Here is a 6,000-nt window from a genome sequence, read left to right on the forward strand (position 1 = left end):
CCCGGCCCGCCCGGCGGGAGAGACCGGCCGAGGCTGGGACCGGCGGTACCACCCTCGGCGGCGCCGGCCGAGGCAAGCTTGACGGCATGACCAGAAACTGCCTGCGCCGGGAGGAACTGGCGGCGTTCCTGCGTAGCCGCCGGGAGCGGCTGCGCCCCGCCGAGGTCGGTCTCCCCGACGGGGTACGCCGCCGCACCCCGGGGCTGCGCCGGCAGGAGGTGGCCCAGCTGGCCGGCATGTCGGTCGACTACTACATCCGGCTGGAGCAGGGCCGCGGCCCGCACCCGTCCCGGCAGGTGCTGTCCGCGCTGGCCCGGGCGCTGCTGCTCACCCGGGACGAGCGCGAGTACCTGTTCCGGGTGGCCGGCGTGGCTCCGCCCCCGGCCGCCGGGCCGAGCCGGGAGGTTCCCGCCGGCCTGCGGCACCTGATGGACGCGATGACCGAGACCCCGGCGTACCTGGTCGACGCCAGCTACCAGATCCTGGCCTGGAACCGGCTGGCCACGTACTTCGTCGGGGATCTCGCGGCGGTGCCCGCCGCCGACCGCAACATGGTCCGCTGGATGTTCCGGATGTCCGACGACGCGCACTGGGCCGACCCGGAGGTGGTGCACTTCGCCCGCACCACGATCGCCGACCTGCGCGCCGCCTACGGCCGCTACCCCCGCGACCGGGGCCTCGCCGAGCTGGTCACCGAGCTGCTCGGCACCTCACCCCGGTTCGCGCGGCTCTGGGCCGAGCACGACGTGGCGGAGCGCCGCCTGATCGTCAAGCGGGTGCCGCACCCCGACCTGGGGTTGCTGGAGTTCGAGTGCCGGGTGCTGCACGTGCCGGAGACCGACCAGCGGTTGATCGTCTACGTGCCCGAACCGGGCTCGCCCACCGCGGCCGTCTTCCGCCGGCTCGCCGAGCGGGTCACCAGCTGACCCGCTCGGCCGTCCACCGCACCCTCCGTGGAGCGAGCCCGCTGGCTCAGGTGGCCCGCTCCAGGGCGGCGGTGGCCAGCGGCGCCAGCTTGGCCAGCAGGTCCCTGCCGGCGGCCAGGTCGCCCTCGTCCGCCGAGGCGTCCACCTGGAGCACGAAGTTGCCCCGGACCAGCATCAGGGTGCACTGGTGCCGGGTGGCCTCGCCGATCAGCTTCTCGCAGAAGGTGATGGTGTCCGGGCCCTCGGCCACCGGCGGGGGCGTCGGCCGGACGATCTCCGAGGTGCGCCCGTCGTTGGGCACCTCGTACTTCTTGCAGGTCTTGAGCACGGACCGCAGTTCGTCGGCGAGCTTGCGCCCGGGCACCTTCAGGTAGCCGACCACGTACTGCCGGATCCAGACCGTCTCGCCGTCCCAGACCCGCTCCCGGTAGGCGGTGCGCTTGCGGTCGGAGGGCAGGCTGTCCCGGCACAGCGAGATCAGCTTCCACGCCTCGCTGTTCTCCTCGGTGAACTCCGCCGTCTCCGGGTGGAACGTGCTGTCCAGGTCCAACATCGCCGCCTTCACCCGGCTGCGGACCTCGGCGGTGGAGGTCGGCGCGGGACGCGGCGCCGGCGCGCTCGGCGAGGCCGACTCCGCCGGTGCGGACCAGCGGGGTGTCTCGGCTTCGGCCGGCCCGCACGCGGTCGGGGCGAGCAGGGCCAGCATCGACAGGAGCAGCAGCGGGGTACGGCGGCGCATCATCGCGGGGGCGCGATCCTTTCGGTTGCTGGGCGCAGACTCGCCGGCGTTCCTCGACCGCGCGGGTCGCCCAGGGATTGAAAGCGACAAAGGGGGGCCCGTCCGGGCCCCCCTGCCATCAGCGCCGCCGTGATCCGCCCCGTTACGCGGGGAGGTAGTCGAAGGTGTCCGGATCCGGCCCCTGCCGTCCCGCCGGGCCCTTGTCCAGCGCGGTGATCCGCTCCATCGCCACGTCGTCCAGCTCGAAGTCGAAGATCCGGAAGTTCTCCTCGATCCGGGCCGGCGTGGTCGACTTCGGGAAGACGACGTCGCCGCGCTGCACGTGCCAGCGGAGCACCACCTGGGCCGGGGTCCGGCCGACCTCCTGGGCGATGTCGACCACCGTCGGGTCGTCCAGCACCTTGCCCTGCGCGATCGGCGACCACGCCTCGGTGATGACGTTGTGCGTCCGGTCGTACTCGCGCACCTGCTCGTTGCCGAAGTACGGGTGCACCTCGATCTGGTTCACCGCCGGCACCACCCGGGCCTCGGCGGCCAGCCGCTCCAGGTGCGGCACCTGGAAGTTCGACACCCCGATCGAGCGGGCCCGCCCGTCGCGCTGGAACTCCTCCAGCGTCCGCCAGGTCGAGACGAAGTCGCCGTCGTAGCGGGTGGGCAGCGGCCAGTGGATCAGGAACAGGTCGATGTAGTCCGTCTTCAGCGCGGCCAGCGTCGACTCGAACGCCCTGCGGGCGTCGTCCGGGCGGTGGAAGGCGTTGCTCAGCTTGCTGGTCACGAAGACCTCGCCCCGGTCCAGCCCGCTCTCCCGGATCGCCTGCCCCACCTCGGCCTCGTTGCCGTACATCTCGGCGGTGTCGATGTGCCGGTAGCCGACCTCGAGGGCGGTGCGGACCGCCGCCACGGTGTCCTTCGGCTCGATCTGGAACACGCCGAAGCCGAACTGGGGGATGGTGTTGCCGTCGTTCAGGGTGATGTCGGGGATGGTGTTCGCCATTGCGGCTCCTTCGCCGGTCGTCGCCGGGTAGCGGATGCGCCTCCACGTACCGTCTGCCGCCTGTCCGCGTACCCGGGGACCGGCGTTTCTCACCGGTGATCCGCGCCTCAGCCGGCGGCGTCGAAGAGCACCCGCCAGGGCCGTGGCGCCGGTGCCGCCGGTGGGGCAGGCGGGTCGGCGGCGGCCAGCACCTCGGCCGCGAGCTGCCCGACCATCGGCGCGGCCGGGTGCGCGGCCCGCCGCGGCCACGCCGCCGAGGTCCGCTTGACCAGCGGGGCGCCGGCCACCGGCCGCCAGGCGATCCGCGGCTCCCGGCGGCCCAGCGCGGCCGGCTCCACGGCCACCCCGCCGCCGGCCAGCACCAGCCCGAAGAGGAACTCCGGGTTACGGGCCGGGCGCACCCGCGCCGGCGCGAACCCGTGCCGGCGGCAGACGTCGAGCAGGTGGTCGTGCCAGCCGGGCGCGGTGGCCCGGGGCGCGGCCACCAGGTCCAGGCCGGCCAGCGCGGCCAGCTCCACCTCCCGGGCGCGGGCCAGCGGCGAGGTCCGCGGCAGCAGGACCCCCAGCGGTACGTCCACCGCCGCGCCGAAGCGCAGCCCGTCGGCGGCGACCGGGTGGTGCAGCAACCCCACGTCCAGCCGCCCCTCGGCGAGCATCCGCTCCTGTTCGCCGCTGGTCAGCTCGTGCAGCTCGACGTCCAGCCCGGGCGCCCGGCCGACCAGCCGGTCCAGCAGCGCCCGCAGGCTGACCGCCGGGGTCTCCGGCGGCACGCCGGCCCGCAGCACGCCCAGTACGCCGTCGCGCGCCTGGCGCAGCACGTTGCGCAGCCGGCGCTCGCCGGCCAGCAGCTCCTCGGCCTCGGCGAGCAGCAGCTCGCCCGCGGTGGTCAGCCGCACCTGCCGGCGGGACCGGTCGAACAGCTCGACCCCCAGCTCCCGTTCCAGCCGCTGGATCGACTGGCTCAGCGGCGGCTGTGCCATGCCCAGCAGCTCGGCCGCGCGCCCGAAGTGCAGCTCCTCGGCGACCACCACGAAGTGCCGCAGGTGTCGGAGCAGGTCCACCGCCGCAGGCTACGCCAGGGGCGGCAGCGCACCCGCCGCCCCGTCCCGGCCCGGACGGCCACTACCGTGCCAGGGGTGACGGTGCGGGAGCGGATAGACGGGATCTTCGACCGGCTCGGCATCACCGCCAACCTGCACGTGGTGGAGCTGGCCGGGGGCCGGCCGGGCGGGTCCGCCCGGGTCGACGGCGGCCGGGAGGTGGCGGTCCGGGCCGACGAGCAGGTGGTGATCGCCTCGATCTTCAAGATCCTGCTGGTGCTGGAGTTCGCCCGGCAGGTGGTCGCCGGTCAGCTCGACCCGCGCGAGCGGGTGCTGGTGACCGCCGAGGACCGGCTCGGTGGCTGGGGGATCGCCGGCTGTGCCGACGACGCCGAGGTCTCGCTGCGCGACCTGGCCTACTTCGCCATGTCGGTGAGCGACAACACCGCCGCCGACCTGCTGCTGCGCCGGGTCGGCCCGGACCTGCTGCCGATGCTCGCCGCCGAGCTGGGGCTGTCCCGCACCCGGATCGTCGGCGGCCCCCGGCAGCTCGCCGAGTCGATGCTGGCCGACGTCGGTGCGCGGACCGAGGCGGAGTTCGCCCGGATCTTTCCGACCCTGCCGGTCGAGCGGGTCCGGGCGATGCGGGTCTTCGATCCCGCGCAGACCACCGCCAGCACGGCGCGGGAGATCACCCGGCTGCTGGGCCTGATCTGGCGGGACGAGGCCGGCCCGGCCCAGGCGTGCGCGATGGTCCGGGAGTGGATGTCGCGGCAGCTGTTCTGGACCCGGCTGGCCTCGGGCTTTCCGCCGGGCGTCCGGGTCGCCGGCAAGACCGGCACCCTGCCCGGGCTGCACCTGGAGGCGGGCGTCGCCGAGTACCCCGACGGCGGCCGGTACGCGATCGCCGTCTTCGCCCGGATGGCCGATCTCGCCACCCGCCGGATCGACGTGGACCTGGCCATGGGGGAGGCCGCCCGGACGGCGGTCGAGGCGCTGCGCGGGGAGTGATTTTCCGGCCCGCAGCGCCTTGCTGCCCCGGCGCTGACCTGGGCTGATATCCGGACGGATATCGAGCCTTTCGGCCGTCGATCTTGGACCTGGCCCGGGTGGCGCTGGTTGGCTCGGGGCCGACCGATCAGCACCACGACGGGGAGAGTTCCGCATGCCCAACCTGGACCGCCGCCGCTTCCTGCGCGACGCCGCCGCCGGCACCGCCCTGGTCACCACCGCCGGGCTCGCCGGCGCCACCCTGGCCGCACCGGCGCAGGCCGCACCGCCGGCCGCCGCGCCGGTCGGGGCCGCCCCGGCCGGCCGGCGCCGCGGCCCGGTCAGCTTCCGCTGGTGGGGTACGTCGGGCTGGCGGGTCGACATCGGCGACCGGACCGTCCTGATCGACCCCTACCTGAGCCGCCTCGACACCGGGCTGTTCACGGGCGCCTTCAACCAGTCGAAGTCGCTGGAGGTCAACACCTCGGCGGTCGACGCGCTGGTGGACCGGGCCGCGACGGTGTTCGTCACGCACACCCACTGGGACCACTACATGGACGTCCCGTACATCGCCGGCCGCACCGGGGCGCAGGTGTTCGGCACGCTGACCGCGTACCACCTCGGGTTGGCGTACGGGGTGCCGTCCGGGCAGCTCAGCCCGGTCAAGGGTGGGGAGGTGCTGGACTTCGGCGACCACACGGTGGAGGTGGTCGGTTCGCTGCACAGCCGCAACGTGTCGTACTCGATGGCCTTCCCGGGCGTACGGGTCAGCCCGCCGCCGAAGCCGGCGACCATCGCCGACCTGCCCGAGGGCGACACCCTCGCCTACCAGCTGCGGGTCGACGGCGGGCCGGCGGTGTTCTTCATGGGCGCGAGCGACTTCGTCGAACGGAACCTGACCGGCCTCGCCCCGGACGTGGCCATGGTGGCGCTGCCGAGCAGCACCGCCACCGCCGACTACGCGGAGCGGCTGCTCACCGCGCTGGACCACCCGAAGGTCGTGGTGCCGGTGCACTTCGACAACTTCGAGGTCGAGCTGCGCAACCCGGTGCCGGTGGCGCCGAACGACCGCAAGCGCCTCGACGAGTTCATTGCCACCATCCGGCGGGTGTCGCCGCGCAGCCGGGTGCTGGTGCCCGAGTACGGCACCGCCTACCACTTCTGATCCGGCCGCGGGGGGGGGGGGCCGGGGGCGCCCCCCCCCCCCCCCCCCGGGGCCGGTCAGCTCGCCGGGATCTCGTCGGCGAGGGTCAGCCACGCCTCCTCGGTCCGCTCCCGCTCGCCCCGCAGCTCCTTGAGCTGGGCGTCGAG

6 protein-coding genes are annotated in these 6,000 nt (G+C 74.4%); 3 read left to right on the forward strand and 3 right to left on the reverse strand.

Features of this window, described 5'->3' with window-relative positions:
* Positions 1-86 precede the first annotated feature (86 nt).
* On the forward strand, positions 87-926 hold the full coding sequence (locus tag SM577_RS16275; RefSeq protein WP_474587243.1) for a helix-turn-helix transcriptional regulator: 840 nt from the start codon (positions 87-89) through the stop codon (positions 924-926).
* A gap of 46 nt (positions 927-972) precedes the next feature.
* On the opposite strand, the gene SM577_RS16280 is transcribed toward SM577_RS16275, so the two are convergent.
* The 3 genes from SM577_RS16280 to SM577_RS16290 form a co-directional block, all read right to left on the reverse strand.
* The gene (locus SM577_RS16280; protein ID WP_302917988.1) at positions 973-1,668 is read right to left on the reverse strand and encodes a hypothetical protein; all 696 of its coding nucleotides are present in this window, start codon (positions 1,666-1,668) and stop codon (positions 973-975) included.
* Between the two features lie 139 nt (positions 1,669-1,807).
* Complete coding sequence (locus SM577_RS16285; protein ID WP_302917987.1) at positions 1,808-2,659, reverse strand: aldo/keto reductase; 852 nt, start codon at positions 2,657-2,659, stop codon at positions 1,808-1,810.
* A 107-nt stretch (positions 2,660-2,766) separates the two neighbouring features.
* The gene (locus SM577_RS16290) at positions 2,767-3,720 is read right to left on the reverse strand and encodes a LysR family transcriptional regulator (protein WP_474587244.1); all 954 of its coding nucleotides are present in this window, start codon (positions 3,718-3,720) and stop codon (positions 2,767-2,769) included.
* A 75-nt stretch (positions 3,721-3,795) separates the two neighbouring features.
* Here SM577_RS16290 and SM577_RS16295 point away from each other — a divergent pair, with 75 nt between their 5' ends.
* Positions 3,796-4,710, forward strand: a complete 915-nt coding sequence (locus tag SM577_RS16295; RefSeq protein ID WP_302917985.1) for a serine hydrolase — start codon at positions 3,796-3,798, stop codon at positions 4,708-4,710.
* 154 nt (positions 4,711-4,864) lie between these two features.
* Positions 4,865-5,854 (forward strand): MBL fold metallo-hydrolase, encoded by a 990-nt coding sequence (locus tag SM577_RS16300; RefSeq protein WP_474582116.1) that lies wholly within the window; start codon positions 4,865-4,867, stop codon positions 5,852-5,854.
* Positions 5,855-6,000: the final 146 nt, after the last annotated feature.

The sequence above is a fragment of the Micromonospora desertarenae genome (assembly GCF_056150265.1).

What these genes read in the sequence shown, in the direction of transcription:
- SM577_RS16300 (WP_474582116.1), top strand. Translation starts at nt 4,865, where the DNA reads ATGCCCAACCTGGACCGCCGCCGCTTCCTGCGCGACGCCGCCGCCGGC.
- SM577_RS16275 (WP_474587243.1), top strand. Translation starts at nt 87, where the DNA reads ATGACCAGAAACTGCCTGCGCCGGGAGGAACTGGCGGCGTTCCTGCGT.
- SM577_RS16285 (WP_302917987.1), bottom strand. Translation starts at nt 2,659, where the DNA reads ATGGCGAACACCATCCCCGACATCACCCTGAACGACGGCAACACCATC.
- SM577_RS16280 (WP_302917988.1), bottom strand. Translation starts at nt 1,668, where the DNA reads ATGATGCGCCGCCGTACCCCGCTGCTGCTCCTGTCGATGCTGGCCCTG.